This is a genomic window from Maribellus luteus (assembly GCF_003576475.1).
GTDB lineage: Bacteria > Bacteroidota > Bacteroidia > Bacteroidales > Prolixibacteraceae > Draconibacterium > Draconibacterium luteum.
In genome coordinates this window covers 274,418-294,213 of record NZ_QWGR01000001.1, presented here as the reverse complement: position 1 = coordinate 294,213, position 19,796 = coordinate 274,418, and the positions used below count along the sequence as shown (strand labels likewise).

Sequence of the window (19,796 nt, the reverse complement as noted above, 5' to 3'; positions counted from 1 at the left end):
CTGTAAAAAATCTATTTCGTTTTTTCGGCAATCCAGTTTTTGGCATTCACAAAAGCCTGGATCCAGGGAGCAACTTCATCTGCTTTCCGGTCGGCAGGATAATGCGGCCAGTGCCAGGGTTTGAAAGCCCTTTCCAGGTGAGGCATCATTACCAGGTGGCGGCCATCCTCCGAGCAAAGCGAAGCAGCACTGAAATGCGAACCATTTGGGTTTCCGGGATACTCTTCGTGGCTGTATTTCATCGGAATCTGGTACTGGTTCTCGTTGAATGGCAGGTAGAATTTACCTTCTCCGTGTGCCACCCAAATTCCCAGTTTCATGCCACCCATGTTACCCAACATCACCGAGTCGTTCTCAAGAACGTCCACATTCAGGAACGTTGATTCAAACTTATGCGACTCGTTGTGCAACATTTTGGGCTGAATGCTGTGCTCCGGATAAACCACCCCAAGCTCAATCATTACCTGGCAACCGTTACAAACCCCCAAACTCAGCGTATCTTCCCTGCGGTAGAATTTCTCCAGTGCAACACGGGCTTTCTCATTAAATTTGAAAGCACCGGCCCATCCTTTGGCCGATCCCAGTACGTCGGAATTCGAGAAACCACCCACAAAAACGATCATATTCACGTCTTCCAGTGTCTCGCGTCCCGAAATCAAATCGGTCATATGAACGTCTTTTACATCCATACCGGCCAGGTACATAGCATAAGCCATTTCGCGATCGCCGTTCACCCCTTTTTCGCGAATGATTGCAGCCTTAATTCCAGATGGAGTTCTGCGTTTCAGATCGATTCCCAGGTCAGCAGCTTTTCCGGTGAAATCCTTGAAATCAAAACTCAGCGCGTTGTTCTTGTAATTTTTAAAACGTTCCAGTGCTTTTTCTTCACCACATTGTTTGCGGTCGAGCAGGTACGAAGTTTTAAACCACATATCACGCAACGAGTTGATGTCGAAATCAGCCTCAACCGTCCGGTTCACCACCCTCACTTTGCGGTAAGGTACCGGGAAACCAAGCGACATAAATGCAACGCCTGCTTCGGTCAGTTGTTTTTTCACCTCATCGTTGTCGGCACACTGAATAACCAGCCCCGGGTTCTCGGCCAGTAATATCTTTGCCAAATCTTCTTCACCAAAGGCAGTCACATCTACCTTCATTCCGCCTTTTGTATTGCTGAAACACATTTCCAGCAATGTGGTAATTAAACCACCCGAAGCGATATCGTGTCCGGCCAGAATCAAATCCTGTTCAATCAGTTTCTGAACCGTATTAAAAGCAACTACAAATTTTTCGGGATCAGCCACGGTTGGCGCAGTCTTCCCTATCTTATTGATCGACTGGGCAAAGGCACTTCCGCCCAAGGCTCTTTCCATGAACGATAAATCGATGAAAAGAATTTCCTTGTTTTCGTCGTTCACCAATACAGGCTCCACCACTTTTTTCACATCCGACACCTCGCCCGAAGCAGAGATAATCACCGTTCCGGGAGACAGAACCACGTCGTCCTTGTATTTCTGCGTCATCGACATGGAGTCTTTTCCGGTTGGGATGTTGATTCCCAATGCACAGGCAAAATCACTGGCAGCTTCCACTGCCTTGTAGATCCGGGCATTTTCCCCCGGATTTTTTGCCGGCCACATCCAGTTGGCACTCAACGATACACTTTTGATGTGATCGGTCATGGGTGCCCAGATGATGTTGGTCAGCGATTCAGCAATTGCCAGCACCGATCCTCTTTCGGCATCTACCAAAGCTGCTACCGGCGCATGACCGATAGAAGTAGCCAGACCGGCTTTCCCCTGGTAATCGAGCGTAATCACCCCCACGTTGTTCAACGGCAACTGAAGGGCTCCAGCCGTTTGCTGCTTGGCAATTCGTCCGGTTACCGAGCGGTCCACTTTGTTGGTGAGCCAGTCTTTACAGGCCACCGATTCCAGTTGAATGGTTTGCTCAACCAAATCGTATATTTCTTCCCAGTTGTATTCCAGTTCTTCAAAATCGGGTTCGATGGTTTCATCTTCTAAAACCGTTTTGGGTGGATTTCCAAACATGTAGCCCAATTGCCAGTCGATCGATTTTTCGCCCGTAACCGAGTTTTCAAACGTAAACTGCATGTCGCCCGTTGCTTCCCCGATTTCGTACATCGGCGCCCGTTCGCGGTCGGCAATCCGGTGAAGCAGGTCCACATGTTCCTGTTTCATCACCAGTCCCATTCTTTCCTGCGACTCGTTTCCGATAATTTCTTTTTGTGACAGTGTTGGATCGCCCACCGGCAATTTTGAAGTATCAATTTTACCACCTGTCGATTCTACTAACTCAGACAAACAGTTCAGATGACCGCCTGCGCCGTGGTCATGAATCGAAATGATCGGGTTTTCATCCGATTCGCTTAATGCACGGATGGCGTTGTACACGCGTTTCTGCATTTCGGGATTCGCCCGCTGCACCGCGTTCAACTCAATAGAGTTGTTAAACTCGCCGGTTGCTACCGACGAAACAGCGCCACCGCCCATCCCGATGCGGTAGTTGTCACCTCCTAAAAGAATGACTTTATCGCCGACTGTTGGCTCGTCTTTTAAGCTGTGTTTTTTATTTCCAAAGCCAATACCACCTGCCAACATGATCACCTTGTCGTAACCATATTTGGTATAACTTTCAAAGTGTTCGAAAGTAAGTACCGAGCCGGTAATAATCGGCTGTCCGAATTTGTTACCGAAATCGCTGGCTCCGTTCGACGCTTTGATCAGAATCTGCTCCGGTGTTTGGTACAACCATTCACGTTCGTCTGTAGCCTGCTCCCACGAGCGTTGTGCTTCCGTTCTGGGGTAAGAAGTCATGTAAACCGCGGTTCCGGCAATTGGTAAACTTCCTTTTCCGCCGGCAATACGGTCGCGAATTTCACCCCCGGTACCGGTAGAAGCCCCGTTAAACGGTTCTACGGTTGTGGGGAAATTATGCGTTTCTGCTTTTAACGACAGTACGGTTTCAATATCCTTAACTTCAAAAAAGTCGGGTCTATCCTGCGTTTTTGGGGCAAACTGCTCCACCACCGGCCCCTGTACAAAAGAGCAGTTGTCTTTGTAAGCCGAAACGATTTTATTGGGATTCTCTTTCGACGTTTTTTTGATCATCTGAAACAAGGAAGACTCCATCTCTTTCCCGTCGATGATAAACGTGCCGTTAAAGATTTTATGACGGCAGTGTTCTGAGTTCACCTGCGCAAAACCGTACACCTCACCATCGGTTAACGGACGTCCCATCTCTTTCGAAACTCCGTTCAGGTATTCAATTTCATCATCACTCAGCGCAAGGCCTTCCTGTTCGTTGTATGCTGCAATGTCTTCAATATTCAAAATTGGGTCCGGCTCTTTGTCGATTGCAAATACCTGCTGAGTAAGCCCTTGGTAAATCGACTGAAGCATCGGGTCGTATTTGGCTGCTTCGCTTTCAACTTCAAAAAACTCCTCCATCCGGCGAATTCCTTCGATTCCCATATTCTGGGTGATTTCCACGGCGTTGGTACTCCAGGGTGTCAGCATCTCTTTGCGAGGCCCCACAAACCAACCCTCCAATGTGTGGCTTTTCAGGTATTCGGCTCCCGAAAAAAGCCAGATCAGTTTTTCGATGTTCTCTTCTCCGAGAGGTTTTGCAGAATAAACTGCAATAATACTGTTGCTTTGATTTTTAAAGAATTGAATCATTTTTTACGGCAAGTTTTATGACGAATATGTTGTAAAACACGCCACAAAGATAAAAAATAAAAATGGGTGGAAATGATAAGTTTTCATTCGTTTATAATTGTTTATTTTTTGGTAACTCATGTAACTCGTCCCGAGTGCTCGGGACTCGTTTCATCATAAGCTTGGAGTTTTCAACAAAGCATAAAGTTAAAATGATTTAAATTATCAGGGAATTCAATTATTCTGATTTTCTTTATCAAAAATTGACAATCAATGCATCGTTTTTTAATCCTGTTGTTTTTCATCGTAACCGTGGCGTGCAGCCAGCAGAAACAACTCCAGCGTTCGTATATCGGGAAACCCATTACCGCTTTAACCGAAGAGTTGGGCAAACCGCAGCAAATATTTGACAATGAATCGGGGAAAGTCTACATTTTCGAGAAAAAAGAAGATTTAAAACACACCGAGATCAACCAGGGGAAGCTTACTCTCGACCCGATTGTGACACCCAAAGTACAAAAAACCGAACGGCTTTATGTAACCGTAAAAGACGGTGTAATCGTGCATATCAAACAAGAAAATGAATACGAACGTCAATGATTTTTTTTGAAACGTATGCAGGTTAAAAAATTTTTATAGTTTTGCACACACAATTTCCGGCACATCCGGAAAACGTTCTAAAAGTATTGCCCAGGTGATGAAATTGGTAGACATGCAAGGTTGAGGGCCTTGTGGGAGTATAATCCCGTGCAGGTTCGAGTCCCGTCCTGGGCACAAAAAAAAGCGAAACACTTGACAATTAAGTGCTTCGCTTTTTTATTTGAAGAACGTACTCCACTCCCGGAGAAATGCAAGAATAGATGTAAACAACCGTCTTTCTGCTTGCTTCCCCTTACTTGCGTATTTTCCTATATACTAAGATTATATGCGCTTCGCCCTTGGATGCAGGTGAGTTAACCCGGCAATCCGCACAGGTTTTCCCGATTCGATACTTTTCCTGGCTGCAATCCCAATCAGAACAGACATTGCTCCATCACGGGTTCCCGCCATGTGTTTATAAACATCATCCTTTTCAGGATGCACAAAAATCTGGTCGTGCAATCGGGTATCTCCTCCTCCATGACCTGCATGACTGTAAGGGACATACACTGTTTCCTGCTCTTCCCATAATTTGTGTGAGATAATGGGTTTTATTTCATGATCGCCGTCACTTTGCTGATTCATTTCAGCAGCATGAAGCTCTTCCTGCGACAATTTATTGGCATCTAAATAAGGCACATCAAGAAATGCTTCCAGGCGTCCTTTAGTCCCGTTAAATGCAACACGCCAACCTTCCCAGGGGGAATAAGTGGTGAGCATATAGTTTACAAACACATTGTTGGCGTATTTAATATTAACATTCATTTTATCATAAATATTAATCTCCGGCCTGAACAGGCAATTATCGCGAATGTAGCCATCAACATGTTCGTGCTTGACGTACCTCTCATAGTCATCCTTGCTTTTGGTAATGTCCCAATAAAACTTACATGAGTTCTTCTCATCACAATTCCGGCAATTAACACCTTTCTTTTCCGGCCTTCCGCCATAAAATTCCAGATCGCCATAAGCAAAAACTTCTGCAGGGTCAGAATCAAGCCACCAGTTAATAAGATCGAAGTGATGTGTGGATTTATGAACCAAAAGTGTTCCGCTGTGCTCACGCTGGCCATGCCACCGGCGGAAATATGAAGCACCGTGACTCGTGTTTAACATCCAGGAAAAATCAACCGAAACAACATCTCCAATTGTTTTATTTGTCAGTAATTCCTTGATTTTAGTATTGTAAGGGCTCCACCGGTAATTGAAAGTTACAATTACTTTTCGCTTATACTTACGCTCGGCATCCAGGATTTCCTGACACTTATCTTCATCTGTTGTCATGGGTTTTTCCGTCAAAACATCGACGCCGCTGGCAAGCGATTTAATAATATAAATATGATGGGTGGCATCGGTAGTCGTTACCATGATCAAATCCGGCGATTGTTCTGCAATCATATCCCCGAAATTGGTGTATAGCCCGCAATTTTTACCGACATCAATAAATTTTGCAGCATATTTTAAACGACTCTCATTGTGATCGACCAATCCTACAAACTCAAGGACATCACCGTATTTTTCAATTAAGCTTTTGCCCCAAAACCCATTGCCCCGTATGCCGGTGCCAATTAACACTACTTTCAGTTTTTCCACACTGGTGCTTATCGCAGCTTTTAAGGGAAATGAAATTGCTGCCCCCGCCGCTATTGCGCCAACAGCTGCTAAAAATTTCCTTCTCTCTAACATTTTGATTGATTTTTATTGTATTTATTCAGCTTACCTTCTTTTTCACGGATAACTATATTCATTTCAGCAAACGATATTTACTGCAGTTTTACTATTTCCGCAATTTTATCCCCTATTTTCTCAGCCAACCGTGTCATACCCAAATCAGAGAGATGTGAGCCATCGACTGTTGCTTCATGGTCAGAACCTATCAGCCCATCTGTTTTAAGATAGTATACATCCTTTATCCCTAATCTTTTGATTCTTTGTAAGTATCCATCAATGCTTTATTCTGGTCTATTATATGCTTTATGCTCCCAGTGCCTTTTACCCTTAAATATGACCTTTCGCGCATAATGCTTTCAACCATTAATATTGGGGTATGAGGCCTGCATTTTTTTATCTGCTGGATAAGCTTTAATGCATTGTTCTGTATAACTTCTGGGGAAGAGTTTGGGGTACAGTCCAACACAAACAGGGCTGCATCAATCTCACACAAGGCCTGCCCTACTGCTTCCTCAAACTTGCCATTCCCACTAAAACCCAAGTTGATAGTCTCAACATTATGCCTCCTTGAAAGGATAGAAGGATAAGCCATCCCTGGTCGGGAGGCACTTGCCCCCTGGGTAATGCTTGTACCATAAAATACAATGGGCTTGGGGTTTGTATACCCTATTTTTCAATGGTACACCCTTCTTCAATACCAATCTCAATATCCTTGATGCCATTGTACAATGGGAGGTGCAAACGGAATTCTTTATAGGTTGTGTCCATGTCGGAAATCAACTCAGCTTCATTTTCTATCTCGTTCCTGGGGATACCTGACCCTACATACTGCCATTTCCCATTGACATGGCAATATAAATCAAGCCCATTGGCCGAGATTTGTGTCATGTTCCTTGGCTTATAAACATCAAGCAGTTCCCATTTTGCCTTGATTATAGGGGAGTTTGTCCTGAAGTTAATGCATACCCCTGAAGAGGCTGTACTCAAATCCCAGACAACAGGCCTTACTTTCCCTTCAAACTTTGCCGGGAGCCTTTGGTAGTTTTTTTCCTGATGGTACCTTCCTTTGATTGAAAAATTAAACCCGTCAAAATATGTTATTTTATCTTTTAAACCCTCACCGGTCCCTTTCTCCACCTTGCCTGTCTTGTCTTCCGGTGTTTCTTTTCCATGGCATGCCAGCGCATTACCCAGGCTAATTACCTGGATAATTGCAAGCATTACTAATAAGCTCTTTATCTTCATGCTTTTACGTTTATTTACAAGCTGCGATCAAATCCCATAACTCTACATCTTCTTTATCGCGGCAGAAAAAGATTGCCGCATCCTTCAATACAGCCTCTTCCTCTGGTATACCTTCATAGGCGATAACCAGTTTATTCATCCCTTTTTTAACTGCTACCTGGTCCAGTTCAAAAATGAAAAGGTTACCTTCTGCCGATTGCTTATACCGTGCAGTTGTCCCGTTAATCTTTACAATAATATTTCCCGCTTTTACCTGGTCTGCTGATATAGCTGCATACACTTCAGCAGGTGTTGATTCATCCCCGATCTCTATATCATAACTAAACGGGGCTGCTTTAAATCTCACGAGCTCGTTTAACGAAGGCGATAACCTGGGCATTTTAAAATAGTTGTTATAACATATACCGAACAGCAGTGTTTTTAAATTTCCTCTGAGGTAAAAGAAGAAGCAGGCAGACCCTCTTTATTGAATAAGCTGGCTTCACTTTCGTTTTTCCATGCATCGCCTACAAACTTGGGCGAAATAATATTAGGATTAAACTTCTACTTTATCACCTGCAATCCATGCTTGAACAGGCATGTGCTTTTTATCTACTCTGGCAATTTCAAAAAGACCAAAAGTCACAATCTGGATCTACCATCCACTACCAATACAGTTAAATACAGACAATAATTTACTTCATGACTTTTCGTAGACCATAAAAAGATCTGAAACAATTAAAAATATTTTCTCAAAGATATCTGCACCAGAAATGGCGGGCATAAACCTATTTTTAAAATCCAAATAACGAGGTCGCTTTGCTAATTATAAGAACACTGTTTAAAGTTTATCCATTATTCAACAATGCATCCTTTTACTTATAGTGAATTGAATTTTCTACAAAAAAATGGTATCATTTGAGTTAAATTCACCTTTTCAAAGCAAAAAAACAACATAAATTTCTCTAAAATAAACTTAAAACAGTGCTCAAATTAAATCTGATTAATATCCTGGATTATTTTCGACAATCCCAGAGTTCCTATCAATTTCTGCCTGAGGAATTGGGAATACCAAATGTTTGCTCACATCGAATTTTACAGGCGACGACAGATTAGTGCTAAAATGTTCATCTCCGCCACTCCAATTTGTGAGGTCTATATATCCAGCTTCATGCCATCGCTTTAGATCCCACCATCTTTGACCTTCTCCAGCCATTTCAACAAACCTTTCATCCATAATCCATTGCATGATGATTGTTTTATTTGTTTCAGTAGCTGAATAATCAGCAGGGGAAATACCGTCGTTTATACCCACTGTTAATGCCCACTTTCTGGCACGCGTTCTTATGTCATTTATTTGCTGAATTGCTGCCTCCATATTATCATTACCTAAATAAGCTTCAGCGGCTAAAAGTTTAATATCGGCATACCTTAATACTCTTTCGTTATTTGCGGAATTAGAATATGGAGGTGTGTGGTGATCCATTCCCGACAATGTATATTTCTGAAATAGTAAACCTTGAAAACCATCATCCTGACTTAGAAATACTTTTATTCGTGGATCTGTTCCGAAATTGTTAAACAATTTTTTCGTAATAATAAATTTGGTTGGAGCGATATTAGCGCAAAATGTACCGTTTTCTGTACTTGCGCCCCTGTATACCCCCATATCTTCAACACCCCTCCATGGGCCATCATTGAATAGCCAGATATTATCGGCAGCTACTGCTTGTGATGCCTGAATTTCAAAGCAAGATTCATCATTATTTTCAACAGCTGCATTAAAATTATCAGTATATATTGGCATTAAAATCGCAGATATTGAATTAAATACAGAAATAGCTTGAGTATAATCGGCTTTATTGTTTGTGTAATTTGCACGAAAAACAAGAGCCTTAACTAACAGTGCCCGAACCGCATTTTTAGTAACACGCCCAGCGTATTCTGAAGACCAACTATCAGGAACAATACCAACAGCTAGTTCCAAATCTGAAATTACCTGATTTAACACTTCAATTTTATCACTTTTAGGAGTATTTGCCCCTTCTTTAGTTGTGATTCTTTCGATAACTATGGGTACACTACCATTAACATTGAACAATTTGAAATAAACATAACTTCTTAAAAATAGACATTCTCCTTCCATCATTGCAATCTCTTCAGCTCCATCAAAATTAGAAAAATCAACAGTCCTTGTTTTTTCTAGTGTAACATTTGCACGAGCAATTAATTCATAAGCCTTATCAAAAAACCACGATATTCGTCCATTATTAGGGTTTAAGCTACCATCAAATAATTCCTCGGCACTTCTTGCTCCTGTTGTCTCGGTAATATCATCGCCAGGTAAGTACCAAAGGCTATGAGTCCAATCGCCTGCCCAATTTGCATTGTAATGGTAAAAGTCATATAGTTTGCTATATGCTGAAACTAAATTATTCCTAAATTCAACCTGATTAGAGAAATATGAGGCTTCGGTATTTGAAGAAGAGGGCATGTCTATTCTTGTCATGTCGCAACTAAATTGCGCAGCCAACAATATAATTAAGAGAGCTTTTATATATGTTTTCATATTGTATAAAAATTAAAATTTTGCTTTTAACCCTACATTAAATGTCCTTGGTAGCGGTTTTCGGTCATTAACCGGGTCGATACCTGACCACTTAGATAAGTAAATATTATTTTGTCCACCAATATACACCCTTACTGATCTAACAGCATAATTTATTTTTTCGAACAAATTGTCGGGTAAAGAATAACCGAGTTGCCAATTATTTAATCTAAAAAATGCAGCACTTTCAATAAATCTGTCAGAATACCTGTTATTTTTAGCAGGGTCTCCAATAACTGCCCTTGGTATATCTGTAGATGTGTTTTGTGGTGTCCACCTGTTGAGAATAGCAGTAGTAAAATTATTACCTAAACTACTCATACCTTCCAGCCTATTTTTAACTTCATTGTATCTGTCAACATCACCTTCACCATAGAAACTCATTGAAAGGTCAAAGTTTTGCCAAGAGGCATTAAGACTTAAGCCATAAGTGTACCCCGGAATGGTATTTCCAATTTCGGTTTGATCATAGTCATTTATGTTTCCATCAGGAGTTTTGCTGTAAAACTTCTCATCTTCAGTTGGGGCACCTCCAATATCCTGAAAGTATAAATCACCAGGAGCAACATAATCAGTATTAATAATTGTTTTATCAGTAATCTGGGTATAATACGCATCAATTTCTTCCTGAGTTTGGAACATACCACCTACTTTATATCCCCAAATATGGCCAATTGACCGGCCTTCTTCCACTCTTCTTGTATTACCAAACTGGTCTGTTACATAAAACGGCTGATCATCGTATATATCAACAATTTCATTTTGAAGGAAGCTTATATTTCCAGAAATTCCATAGGTAAATTCACCTATTTTGTTATTAAACCCAAGAGATATGTCGACCCCCTTATTTTCTAGCACCCCTATATTAAATGCAGGATCCTGAGTTCCAACAGTAAGAGGTAGATTAACAAATTGCTGAATTCCGTCAGTTTTGCGGTTAAATACTTCCACAGTCAAATTTAGCTTATTACCAAAAAACAACGCATCGAATCCAACATAAGTTGTAGATGCAATTTCCCATGTTAATTCAGCATTTGGGAAACCACTGACGGGAACTGCATGGTTGTAATTACCAAGAGGGTCACCACCACCTGATCCCCAACGATAAGATCCAGCACCACTTGCCTGAGATAAATAGGCGTATTTGCCTACTACAGTTTCATCATTGCCAGCTTCTCCCCATCCTCCTCTAATTTTAAGGTCATCTATAAAAGTTAATGATTGCATAAAGGACTCACTACTTATCCTCCAGGCGCCAGAAATTGAGTAAAAATCCCCCCATCTGTAATCTTTTGCAAAACCGCTACTGCCATCCCTTCTATAGGAAATATCAAGGTAATACTTTTCATCATAAATATAATTTGCACGTCCTACTATACCAAACCAGTATTTATATCTTTTGAAATAAAAAGAATTGTTATTGGCTAAATCACCATCATAATTTATTTTGTCAAGGTCATTGAGATTTTCTGTCAGATTATCTCCTTGCATATCTCTTACTTCGCGAACATGGTATTGATCTTGAACTGCTGCAGTTAAAGTAAGCCTGTGTTTTTTAAAAAACTTGTCGTAAGTCGCAGTAAAATCGGATTGATAATTAAAAATATTGTTAACTCTTGAAGAATGCCTTCCTAAACTAAATTTAGCAGTTGGAGCTTCTTCAGCAGGGTTTCGGCCAACCGTTCTGAATACATTTGATCTGGAGTACGTTGTAACAGAGTTCCTGTCTTGGGTCGTATAGTCAATGTTTAAACTACCCCTAAGAGTAAGTCCTTTAATTGGTAATAACTCTATATGAGCATGCCCCATTTGCCTCATAAGGTCAAAGTCATTTTTATCCAGCTCAGATAAAGCCAGATAGTTGTCTCTTGATCCTTGTCCATATATCTTTCTGGCATGCCAATCTTCGGTGCTATGGGCATCAATTACGGGAGCAAATCCATATTTATTATTGGGGTCTTTAAGTGGTTGCCAAGGAGCTACACCTGCAATTCCCGGTAAATCATCATAATCATCCATTGATATTTCTTGCAATGCAAATTTATAGTTGACACCTGTTTTAAGCCAAGGTTTTACTTCTGTATTTAAGTTGAATGCAGCGGTATATCGTTTAAGATTGTTCCCGTGAAAAGCTCCATCCTGATTTTTGTATCCTGTGGACAGGTAGTAGTTGGTTTTTGGAGTGGCTCCCGATACCTTAAGGTCGTAGCTTTCATCAATAGCATTGGAACGAATTAATTCATCCTGCCAATTGTATGTTTTTCTGGAACTTATGTAAAAAGGGCTTTGAGAATCGAACTGAGGAGAATAACTAATTAGCCTGACATTCTCATCATTTTGATTTCTGCCGTATAGTTGATTCTCAATTGTAATATCTGGATTTAAATTATTGGAATACATTTCCTCAACAATATCGATATATTGCTGTGTATTAAGCATCTTGAAGGTTGGTATGTTTTGAATTCCCCTGTAAGCTTCAAATTCTATTGTCGGCCCTCCTGATTTACCTTTTTTTGTTGTAATAAGGATAACGCCGTTTGCACCCCTGCTTCCATAAACAGCTGCAGCTGATGCATCCTTTAGCACAGAAATTGATGCAATGTCATTTGGGTTGATAAGTGTCCACAAGTTTGGAGGAGTATCCCTATTGGGGGCTGCAAGAATGTCCATGTTTCCATCGTCTGGAGGTGTGATTATTTGCCCATCGATAACATATAAAGGTTGGCCTGAACCTTGCCAGGTTCCAATACCTCTTACATAAATTTGTGGAGCAGCATTCGGATCACCACTGGTATTGACAATACGGACTCCTGTTGTGTTTCCTTGTAAGGCAAATTGTGGTGAAGCGGTAGAGAGTTTTTCCATCACCCCAGCACCAACTGTTGAGATGGAGCCTGTCAAATCCTTCTTTCTTCTTTCTCCAAATCCCACAACCACAACTTCTTCAACTCCTATTGTATTTTCTTCTAAAACAATTGAAATAGTTTTTTCCCCTTGAATTGAAATTTCAACTGTTTTCATTCCAATAAAAGATACTGAAAGTATTTGTTTTGTGTCAGAAACAGTCAATTGAAAATTACCATCAGTATCGGTAATGGTGCCAGAGTTAGTTCCTTTAATTATAATAGAAGCCCCAGGAATGGGTTCTCCCAGTTGATTGGTTACATTTCCTTTAATTGTATTTGATTGTTGCTGGATACCTGGTAAAAATACGATAAGGTTATCTTCTAAAACTTTATAAGAAATTGATGAATCTGTGAAAATACCATTAAGGATATCTTCAATTTTTTGATCCTTCACATTGAGTGTTATTTTTCTTTCTAAATCGAACAGATCGTTGAAATAAACAAAACGGAAGTTACTTTGATTTTCTATCTCTGTAAAAACCTGAGAAATAAAAGCATCTTTCATATCCAGGCTGAGTTTTGTGCTTTGAGAATAAACGGATGCCTGAACCCATAACCCTGAAATTAGAATGAAGGCAATAGTGATTTTCATAATTAATAACAATTTACAAAGGCTTCTATAAAATATAAGAAGCCTGTTTAATCGATTTTTTTTCATACTTTTAAATGTTTGATTAATATTAAATTTATGACCTGTATCAACAGGTTGTAAAGGAATAAATTACCAGAGGATTGCCGTCCTCTGGTTTTTTTGTGGCGATTTAGCCTGATTTTAAAAATATTCTTCTCATTTGTCGGTTTTTAATTTATTATTCATTGGTAATTCCTTGAATGTATATAGTGTTTTTATCGATGCTGTATTTAAACGATGCAGTCAATTGAAGTGCAAACATTACTTGTTCAATGCTTTCATTTTTGAAATTGGCTGTTATCTTTATCTGGTTAACGTGCTTATTATCTGACACAATGGTGACGTTGTATTTTCTTTCAAGAACTTTAATAATCTTCTCTAAAGATTCGTTCTTGAAAATTAGTTGCCCCTCTTTCCATGAAGTATAATGAGATGTATTTACATGACTTGCAATAATAATATTGGCTTTTCTATATTCAATTACCTCATTTTTGTTTTGTATTTCAGTTATTTCTTTTTTGATGTCGGATGTCAGAATTTTACCTTTTTCTTTAATGTAAGAAGCTTTTTGGTTAGGTTCTAATGTCAATAATTGTTTGTCTGCGTTTTTAGTATCAAAAATCTGTATACTCCCTTCTTTTAGGGTGGTTTCAATTATATTATCGTCGGGGTACGATTTTATATTAAACTGAGTTCCTAGTACCTTGATAAAAATATTGGACGTATGTACAATAAAATGTTGTTTTTTGTTTTTTTTAACATCAAAAAATGCTTCGCCTGAGAGATATACTCTTCTTGATTTCTGATTAAAATCAGGCGCCAATTTTAGTTTACTCCCGGCATTTAACCAAACAATGCTGCTGTCTGCTAATAAAATACGCGAAGTTGACCCCATTGATGCTTGTACTTCATACCAAGGCACAGACTGATTTCGGTTCGAAATAGAGTTAATAAGGAAAGCTGTCAGGAGTATCATAACAATAATTGCTGCAATCTTGAAGAAATTTACATATGCCGCATTGGTGTTTTTTTTGCGAGTTATTTTAGTCAGGCTTTTTAATTCCTGCCATATTTTTTCTTTATTATACCTTGAGTTAATATGTTGAATCCCAACCGAAAGGTAAATGTCTTTACACTGATTGAATAAAACGATGTTTTCAGGATCATTGTTCAACCAATCTAAAAACTGTTTGTTTTCAAATTCTGTCGTTTCATTGGAAAGATATTTATTTAACAGGATGTAATCTTTTTCATTATTCATAGTAAAGGCTTTTCATATTAATGACGAGATTTTATTGCCTTACCACAACAGCTTGATGTTCTTTTTTTAACATAAGTATAAATAGTTAATTTTGAACATCGTTTTTTTTTGTAAATTGATGCTTCGGACAACTTACAGAACAATGAAGAATTAGACACTATATCGCCCGCACTATATTGAAAATATAATTAAGAGCCTACTGAAAGTGGAATAAAGAAAATCTTGAAAATTGACTACCTCCGTGGCAAAGCCAAGGGGTATTTCGCCATGTGGTTTTTCAGTTTATAAACTGAAAACCAGATTTTCTTTATTTTATGCCTCTGCCAGCTATTAGGCTAGACATCTCCCCTGAAATTCAGAGGAGAATATATGCAACCCTCATGGCAAGCCACTAGGAATTAGTTGATTAAAACGTGTAATATGTTAGAGAATATGAAACACATGAAAAATATATAGAGCAGCAACTAAAAAAAACAGGAATTTCAGGTATTCATTCAATGAAATTCTGAGTTTTTTTAAGGCACGCCCCATTTGCATTTCTACAGTATTAACTGAAACATTCATACGCAAGGATATTTCTCTATATGTTAAATCCTCAAAACGGCTCATTTGGAATGTTTTCCTGCAAGCTTCAGGTAATTGATAGATAGCTTGATGTATCTTTGAGTTTAATTCTTGCAATTCAATGGCGCCATTTGCAGTATAACATGAAGTGCTTAATCGAAGCATTGATAGGTCCGCAAATTCTTCAATTTGGCAAATAATATTTGATGATTTTTTTCGGAGATGGTCGATACATTGATTGTGAACTGACCGTAACATATACGACTTAAGATTCGAATTAATATGAATATGCTCGCGTTTCTCCCATATCTTTATAAAAAACTCTTCTACAATATCTTCTGCATCATGCTTATTTTTTAATATATTTTCAGCATAATAGCAGAGGAAAGAAAAATTCTGTTCAAAAATTTCATGGAAAGCGACTTTATCTCCTCCCTTTACTTTATTAAAAATATTATGAGAATCTTTATCCATCTAATGAAACTAAATCAAATGTAAAGAAAGGAAAATCCTCTGATAATCATCATGTTTCCAACAAATTATTTATTTCATAATAGCTTAGGAAATATGCAGGGATAAATCATACTAAATTTAAGTAGTTTAGTATGCAGATTTAAATGGGCTTTGACTATTATTTTGGTTTATTATGTTTATTTGACATAAGCTATTCCTGCAATACTAAGAATCAGCAGATTAAAAAAAATAAACATTCCGTTCTATCCAAGTACTATAACTCAAGTATATTCTATTGTAAATAAATCAATTACCTTCCGAGTTAAAAGTTGAAGCTGGCAGACCCTCTTTATTAAATAAGCTGGCTTCGCTATCGTTTCTCCATGCATACCGGACAAATTCAGGCGAAGTAATATCAGGATTAAAAACTTCCACATTATCACCAACTATCTTTGCTTGGGCAGGAAGGAAACTTTTATCTTCTCCGGCAATTTCGAACCCGAAAAGCCCCTTCTCTGATGCAATTAATCCGCTTCCGATATAGTCGAATTCAACAAAAAGTTTATTGCCCGATTTTTCTACTCCTTTATACAATGGACCTGAAGTAACCAGATTTCTACCATAATCGTTGGCAAGAGCAAGTCCTGCAAGCCGGTCACCCACTTCCTGTTTTTTGGCAGGATGTATATTTGTTGGATTACCAATATCCAGGGTAACTACCATGCCTGTATTTGGTGCTTTTAAAGCAAGCCTTTGGGCTTCTCTTAATTCATAAGAAAATCGTCCTTCTCTGTAGTTATATGGCGCAATTTGTACATAATAGAACGGGAAGTCGCAGTTCCACTTGTTTCTCCAATCCTGAATCATTGCCGGAAATAACCGTTTGTATTGCTCATATCGGTCTACATTGGATTCCCCCTGGTACCAAATTGCTCCTTTTATTTTATAGTCAACCAACGGGTTGATCATTCCATTGTACAAAAGAGTTGGTAGATTTGGATGAAATTCAATCAAATCAGGACGCTCAGAAAAATCAGTATCCAGCTTGTAAACATAGATGTTGTCCATAAAAATTTCGGCAATCAGTTTGCATTTCCATGTTCCTTCAATTGAAATAGTATCTCCTTTGCCATTCGATATTATCATTGGACCACTGAAAGTGCCTTTACCGCGCCGATCGATTGCACGAATGGCAATCGTATTGGTTCCGGAAACCAGTAAACTTTTAGGAATAAGCATTTCCCGGGGAGTTTTCCAGAAATTCTCACCTGCCAGTCCTCCAATTTTTTGCCCGTTCACAAAAGTGGCATCCATATCGTTTATCGGACCCGTTTGTAGCACATAATCAAGGTCTGCATTTTCAATCGTAAAGGTTTTTCGAAACCACATTGCACCATCAAATACTCCCGTTCCGAGTTCATCGAACCTCCCCGGAAGCTCAATAGTTCCCCATTCTGAATCATTAAAATTAACCTGAGCTGCGTCCAGGTCAGAGAAGCTAATTGTATCCCATTCTTCGCTGGATGCAGGCATCTGCTTTCCTGGCCACTGATGTAGCCAACTATCGGCCTTTTTACGCACTTGCGATATCGATAATTTATCAATAGCCTGATCGAAATCCCCCAGCTTTCTTAACTGAGTTTCGCTGGTCCAGGCTTCAGCAACGGTTCCTCCCCAACTCGAATGAATAATTCCGATAGGTACGTTTAATTCTTTATGAAGCCGTTGAGCAAAAAAGAAAGCGGTTGCACTAAACCTTCCAACTGTTTCGGGAGAAGCTACTATCCAGTTACCGGCAACAGTATCAACAGGCTGATCAGAAGGATTGCGTTCAACGGTAAACATTCTGAAATGAGGATAGTTGGCTTCAGATATTGCACGGGCCGAATTCAAAATAGTATCGCGTGGAGGCCAGCCATATAAAGTCATTTCCATGTTTGACTGCCCCGAAGCAAGCCAAACCTCTCCTATTAGCACGTCTTCAATAACAATTGCAGTATCTTTTGTTGCAATTTGAATTGAATAGGGGCCACCTGCGACAGGGGTCACCAATTCAAGTTTCCACTTCCCATCAACTCCGGTTTTTGTTGAAACCTCCATTCCCCAACCAGCAGAAACGATCACTTCTTTGCCGGCAGTATATTCGCCCACAACCAAAATATCCGCTTGTTGCTGAAGAACCATGTGGTTGGAAAAAAGCTGATGTACCGTTAGTCTCTTATTTTGATTTTGCACACATGAACAAAGCAACACTATTGCAATAGCAACTAGCAGGATTCCCTTTATTTTTAATACCATTGATTCCTTCATTTTTTAGTCAGTTTAGTTCTCTTCCTGATAAAAGAGTTAAAACAATTTTCCTCCTAATTCCAGGCTGTCTCCGGTATCTATTAGTTTGTATAATTGCATCCGTTCATTGGGTCTTGAATTGGGTTGATGCAGAGTTATTACCAATTCTCCATCGAAAGTTGTGAAAATCATTCCGTGCCCTCCATTATTTCCAAACAGGCACTTTGGCTGATGTTTCCAGGGACCTTTAACGCTGCCGCTTTCCGAAGTCGCAATACCGATGGCATATCCGTCGGCTCCCATGCTCGACCAGATCATTAAAAGATTACCGGTTTTCGTTTTATACAAAAAACAACCATCGGTTACATACCCCGGCTCGTATTTAACTGCCTTTACCCAGGGAGCAGCAGAAGCTTTAAAGAGCACCTGGCTATCTCCGATTGTCTCAGAAAGATCCTCTTTCAGAGCAACCAAATCCATTGTTCCATTTTCAATTTGTACCCATTCATGGCAATAGACCATGTATGGATGAGCATCTTCAACCCAAAGAGTTCCATCAAGAGTCATCCAATCAGATCGTGTATGTGGCTTGTTACAGAAAGGTTCAAAAGGGCCAGTTGGCAAATCTGAAACCAAAATCTGACTGCCTCTTTTATAACGGCGAGGCCATTTTAATGAAGGTGCTTCGGGTTGATTCGATAAGGTATCGTTCGAGGTAAAAGTGGTGAATAAATAATATTTACCCTTATAAAAATGAACTTCAGGTGCCCAAACGGCACTGGTTGCCCAAAAATCATTCGGCACTTTAAATACAACCTTGGGCTGAGTCCAGTTTTGTAAATCTTTACTGGTATAAACTTCAACTCCCTGTCCTTCGCTTTCATCTTGCGTACGATTATGAACCGATGCATACAGATAATACGTTTGGGTAGATTTATCAGCAAAAATAAAAGGATCGCGTACCCTTATTTCTTCTGTCTTTAGTGTTTTATTGGCAGTCTTTATTTGCTGAGCAAATGCAACATCAACAAATAAGAAGAAAAGAATGATTTGAAGTAAAAAATACACTAAAATCAACTTTCTGAATCTTAATAATTCGATTTTCATTTTCTTTTAATTAATTAGTTCATCATGCCAATCAGGCTTTGACTTTTGTTTCACTTACTTGCTTTTTTGTAATTCTTTCAATCAATGCAAAAGTGATACAGATATGAGCAGCGTAATAGGTTGGCAGAATCAGGAAGTTCAATTCCGGGTATGACAGAAACTCCTTAAATGCGATGATTGTATCTGATATTAGAATGAAAAGAATACCAATCAGGTAAGCCCGCTTTGTAACTTTCGAAAAATTTGTTCCGGCTGCTGCAGCCACCGACACGCAGGAGATCAGTAAATACACAAATGAGAATAACGAAAGTATTTTTTCGTCGATCGCCGGATAAAGTGCAAAAGCATAAAATGTCAGGTAAATAATCAACAGAATGTATAAAACTGCTCGATGTAACTTTCCGTTAGCCAGTGCAAAAATCAGATATCCCAAATGGGCAAAAAAGAACAGGCCAATACCTGCTGCAAATAGCATAAAATTATCTCCTTTGTGAGCGAGAAATGAATCTCCTCCCATGGAAAAAATCAGCGCAGCAATAATGTAGAAGATATCGCGATACTGCTTTGTTTGACCACGGTATGCGACTAAAATAATTAAAGCTGAACTAGCTGCAACCGCCAATTGAAATTCGAAACCATAGCCTGTATAGGCCAATACAGAACAAACCAGTGGAATTAATAGTGATAAAAAAAGATATCTACTTGACATACGAATAGGTTTAATTGATTTCTATAAAATTTGAGTTCAATATATCTCTGGGGA

The 19,796-nt window shown here is 39.4% G+C and carries 12 protein-coding genes, 1 tRNA gene and 1 pseudogene; 2 read left to right on the top strand and 12 right to left on the bottom strand.

The genetic code is table 11. The features are described from left to right. Window positions 1-11 precede the first annotated feature (11 nt). Complete coding sequence (gene purL / locus D1614_RS01055) at window positions 12-3,701, bottom strand: phosphoribosylformylglycinamidine synthase (protein WP_119436025.1); 3,690 nt, start codon at window positions 3,699-3,701, stop codon at window positions 12-14. 252 nt (window positions 3,702-3,953) lie between these two features. Between purL and D1614_RS01050 the strand changes: the two genes are divergently transcribed. Then, a complete protein-coding gene (locus tag D1614_RS01050; RefSeq protein WP_119436024.1) occupies window positions 3,954-4,280 on the top strand; it encodes a hypothetical protein in 327 nt (108 codons plus the stop codon). Between the two features lie 88 nt (window positions 4,281-4,368). Beyond that, window positions 4,369-4,454, top strand: a tRNA-Leu gene (locus tag D1614_RS01045). A gap of 147 nt (window positions 4,455-4,601) precedes the next feature. Here the strand turns inward: D1614_RS01045 and D1614_RS01040 are convergent. The 11 genes and pseudogenes from D1614_RS01040 to D1614_RS00985 form a co-directional block, all read right to left on the bottom strand. After that, the gene (locus D1614_RS01040) at window positions 4,602-6,005 is read right to left on the bottom strand and encodes a Gfo/Idh/MocA family protein (protein ID WP_119436023.1); all 1,404 of its coding nucleotides are present in this window, start codon (window positions 6,003-6,005) and stop codon (window positions 4,602-4,604) included. A 77-nt stretch (window positions 6,006-6,082) separates the two neighbouring features. Then, window positions 6,083-6,582, bottom strand: a pseudogene (locus D1614_RS01030) (SGNH/GDSL hydrolase family protein). A gap of 74 nt (window positions 6,583-6,656) precedes the next feature. Next, complete coding sequence (locus D1614_RS01025) at window positions 6,657-7,235, bottom strand: SGNH/GDSL hydrolase N-terminal domain-containing protein (RefSeq protein ID WP_119436021.1); 579 nt, start codon at window positions 7,233-7,235, stop codon at window positions 6,657-6,659. Window positions 7,236-7,245: 10 nt separating this feature from the next. Continuing rightward, the gene (locus D1614_RS01020; RefSeq protein ID WP_147383958.1) at window positions 7,246-7,581 is read right to left on the bottom strand and encodes a hypothetical protein; all 336 of its coding nucleotides are present in this window, start codon (window positions 7,579-7,581) and stop codon (window positions 7,246-7,248) included. Between the two features lie 636 nt (window positions 7,582-8,217). After that, entirely contained in the window at window positions 8,218-9,783 is a 1,566-nt protein-coding gene (locus tag D1614_RS01015) for a RagB/SusD family nutrient uptake outer membrane protein (RefSeq protein ID WP_119436019.1), read from the bottom strand. 12 nt (window positions 9,784-9,795) lie between these two features. Next, window positions 9,796-13,386, bottom strand: coding sequence for a TonB-dependent receptor (locus tag D1614_RS01010; protein ID WP_119436018.1), 3,591 nt, complete (start codon window positions 13,384-13,386; stop codon window positions 9,796-9,798). A 151-nt stretch (window positions 13,387-13,537) separates the two neighbouring features. After that, window positions 13,538-14,620, bottom strand: coding sequence for a FecR family protein (locus tag D1614_RS01005; protein ID WP_119436017.1), 1,083 nt, complete (start codon window positions 14,618-14,620; stop codon window positions 13,538-13,540). Between the two features lie 423 nt (window positions 14,621-15,043). Next, window positions 15,044-15,658, bottom strand: coding sequence for an RNA polymerase sigma-70 factor (locus D1614_RS01000; RefSeq protein WP_119436016.1), 615 nt, complete (start codon window positions 15,656-15,658; stop codon window positions 15,044-15,046). A gap of 285 nt (window positions 15,659-15,943) precedes the next feature. After that, window positions 15,944-17,947, bottom strand: a complete 2,004-nt coding sequence (locus tag D1614_RS00995; RefSeq protein ID WP_119436015.1) for a sialate O-acetylesterase — start codon at window positions 17,945-17,947, stop codon at window positions 15,944-15,946. Window positions 17,948-17,983: 36 nt separating this feature from the next. Beyond that, window positions 17,984-19,033 carry a glycoside hydrolase family 43 protein gene (locus tag D1614_RS00990; protein WP_119436014.1) on the bottom strand — a complete coding sequence of 350 codons (1,050 nt, stop codon included), beginning with the start codon at window positions 19,031-19,033 and terminating at the stop codon, window positions 17,984-17,986. Between the two features lie 31 nt (window positions 19,034-19,064). Further along, complete coding sequence (locus tag D1614_RS00985; RefSeq protein ID WP_119436013.1) at window positions 19,065-19,742, bottom strand: lysoplasmalogenase; 678 nt, start codon at window positions 19,740-19,742, stop codon at window positions 19,065-19,067. Between the last annotated feature and the right edge of the window lie 54 nt (window positions 19,743-19,796).

Excerpts from the sequence above, each read along its gene's own strand:
- D1614_RS01015 (WP_119436019.1), bottom strand. The coding sequence starts at position 9,783 with ATGAAAACATATATAAAAGCTCTCTTAATTATATTGTTGGCTGCGCAA.
- D1614_RS00995 (WP_119436015.1), bottom strand. The coding sequence starts at position 17,947 with ATGAAGGAATCAATGGTATTAAAAATAAAGGGAATCCTGCTAGTTGCT.
- D1614_RS00990 (WP_119436014.1), bottom strand. The coding sequence starts at position 19,033 with ATGAAAATCGAATTATTAAGATTCAGAAAGTTGATTTTAGTGTATTTT.
- D1614_RS01010 (WP_119436018.1), bottom strand. The coding sequence starts at position 13,386 with ATGAAAAAAAATCGATTAAACAGGCTTCTTATATTTTATAGAAGCCTT.
- D1614_RS01040 (WP_119436023.1), bottom strand. The coding sequence starts at position 6,005 with ATGTTAGAGAGAAGGAAATTTTTAGCAGCTGTTGGCGCAATAGCGGCG.
- D1614_RS01000 (WP_119436016.1), bottom strand. The coding sequence starts at position 15,658 with ATGGATAAAGATTCTCATAATATTTTTAATAAAGTAAAGGGAGGAGAT.
- D1614_RS01005 (WP_119436017.1), bottom strand. The coding sequence starts at position 14,620 with ATGAATAATGAAAAAGATTACATCCTGTTAAATAAATATCTTTCCAAT.
- purL (WP_119436025.1), bottom strand. The coding sequence starts at position 3,701 with ATGATTCAATTCTTTAAAAATCAAAGCAACAGTATTATTGCAGTTTAT.
- D1614_RS00985 (WP_119436013.1), bottom strand. The coding sequence starts at position 19,742 with ATGTCAAGTAGATATCTTTTTTTATCACTATTAATTCCACTGGTTTGT.
- D1614_RS01025 (WP_119436021.1), bottom strand. The coding sequence starts at position 7,235 with ATGAAGATAAAGAGCTTATTAGTAATGCTTGCAATTATCCAGGTAATT.
- D1614_RS01050 (WP_119436024.1), top strand. The coding sequence starts at position 3,954 with ATGCATCGTTTTTTAATCCTGTTGTTTTTCATCGTAACCGTGGCGTGC.